Here is a 1,990-nt window from a genome sequence, read left to right as displayed (position 1 = left end):
ACCAATTGGCTCATGTGAATACAGTGATATTACCGTGTTTAGCTTTCACCCTGTTAAAATTGTTACCACTGCAGAAGGTGGTGCGGCATTAACTAATAGCAAAGCACTTGCAGACAAAATGGCACTTTACCGAAGCCATGGAATAACACGTGACGAAGCATTAATGGAAAATGCATCGCATGGTGGTTGGTACTATGAGCAAGTGGATTTAGGTTTTAACTACCGCATGACGGAGCTGCAAGCTGCACTCGGTGTGTCGCAAATGAGCCGGTTAAGTGAGTTCGTTTCCGCACGTCATGAATTAGCAGTGCGTTATTACGATAAGCTGGCCAGTTTACCGATTGTACTGCCTTATCAGTTGCCTAACACTTATTCTGGCTTACATTTATATGTTATTCGTCTAAACCTAAATGAAATTAGCAAAACGCATAAAGAAGTGTTTGACGAGCTAAGAGAAAAGGGTATTGGTGTTAACCTGCATTATATTCCAGTGCACCTACAGCCTTATTACCAAAAAATGGGCTTTAAACAAGGTGACTTTCCAAACGCAGAGAGTTATTACAGCAATGCTATTTCATTGCCGATGTTTCATGGTATGACCCATGAGCAGCAAGACGAAGTTATCAGTAAGCTAACACTAATATTAGAAGCCTAATCATGAATATAGCAATTATTCCTGCTCGTGGTGGAAGTAAGCGTATACCTCGCAAAAATATCAAAGAGTTTCACGGTAAGCCAATGATTGCTTATTCGATTGAAGCGGCTTTAGACAGCAAGTGTTTTGATAAAGTAATTGTCTCTACAGATGATGCTGAAATAGCTGATATTGCAATACAATATGGGGCAGAAGTGCCATTTATGCGCCCTGCTAATATTGCGGATGATTATGCAACTACGCTTGATGTAATAAAGCATGCTGTCGAGTATACCGAGTTACAGGAATGGGGTGTTGAAAATGTATGTTGTATATATGCAACCGCTCCTTTTTTAATACCTGAGTTTATCCAGCGCGGATTTATAGAGCTGACATCGAGTAATATAGATTACGCCTTCAGTGCAACAAGTTTTCCTTTTCCAATTCAAAGAGCTTTAAAGCTTAATGATGCACAATGTGTTGAAATGTTTCAGCCAGAACATTTAAATACTCGTTCGCAAGATCTCGAAGAAGCATACCATGATGCCGGGCAGTTTTATTGGGGCACTGCGAAGGCATTTATAGCAAAAAAAGCTATTTTTGGAACAAGGTCGAAGGCTGTTTTGTTACCACGTAAACGAGTACAAGACATAGATACACCTGAAGATTGGGAATTGGCAGAAGCTTTGTTCCGAGCGATTGAATGCTAAAGGTCGTAATTAGGGCTGATGCGTCTTCTTACATAGGCAGCGGCCATATCATGCGTTGCTTAGTATTGGCTGATAGGCTAAAACTAGATGGTCACGACGTTTTATTTGCCACCCGCCCGCAAAACGGTGATTTAGTCACATTTATAAAACAGCGTGGTTTCTCTATTTATGAATTACAGCAACCTGAAAATTGGCTAGTACCAACCTCGACTGCGGATTATGCCGCGTGGTTGCAAGTCACTGAGTGTGATGATGCCCAAGAATGCGCTACTGCATTTGATAGTCCTGATTTAGTTATTACAGACCACTATGGTATTGGTGCACAGTGGCATAAGGTAGTAAAAAAAGCGTATAACTGTAAAATCATTGCAATTGACGACTTAGTAAGAGAGCACGCTGCAGACTTGATTATAGATCAAACATTGCTTAGAGAGCCAAGCGAGTATCGTTTATTAAACTCTAAGTCCACCGTCTTAACGGGCACGCAATATGCAATTATAAATACTCACTTTTCGCATCGACATTCATCACAATTGATAGCTTTAAATACATTAGCGAATACACCGCGTTTATTATTATCTATGGGGGGTATAGATGCCCCCAATGCAACATTGCATGTACTTGATGTTTTAAAGAAAAGCGTTAA

3 protein-coding genes are annotated in these 1,990 nt (G+C 40.4%); all 3 read left to right on the top strand.

The window, feature by feature from the left end; genetic code table 11:
* Window positions 1-655, top strand: a 655-nt coding sequence (locus QL995_RS21585) for a DegT/DnrJ/EryC1/StrS family aminotransferase (protein ID WP_290295073.1), incomplete at its 5' end; no start/stop codon positions are given.
* A 2-nt stretch (window positions 656-657) separates the two neighbouring features.
* Window positions 658-1,344 carry a pseudaminic acid cytidylyltransferase gene (pseF, locus tag QL995_RS21580; protein ID WP_290295072.1) on the top strand — a complete coding sequence of 229 codons (687 nt, stop codon included), beginning with the start codon at window positions 658-660 and terminating at the stop codon, window positions 1,342-1,344.
* Window positions 1,338-1,990: UDP-2,4-diacetamido-2,4,6-trideoxy-beta-L-altropyranose hydrolase (gene pseG, locus QL995_RS21575; protein ID WP_290295071.1), on the top strand; the 653-nt coding region annotated here is incomplete at its 3' end. The genes pseF and pseG, both read left to right, overlap by 7 nt.

The sequence above is a fragment of the Pseudoalteromonas sp. APC 3358 genome (assembly GCF_030408075.1).
Lineage (GTDB): Bacteria > Pseudomonadota > Gammaproteobacteria > Enterobacterales > Alteromonadaceae > Pseudoalteromonas > Pseudoalteromonas arctica.
The sequence above is the reverse complement of the archived record's forward strand: the minus strand, read 5'-3'. Positions and strand labels throughout refer to the sequence as shown.

What these genes read in the sequence shown, in the direction of transcription:
- pseF (WP_290295072.1), top strand. Translation starts at nt 658, where the DNA reads ATGAATATAGCAATTATTCCTGCTCGTGGTGGAAGTAAGCGTATACCT.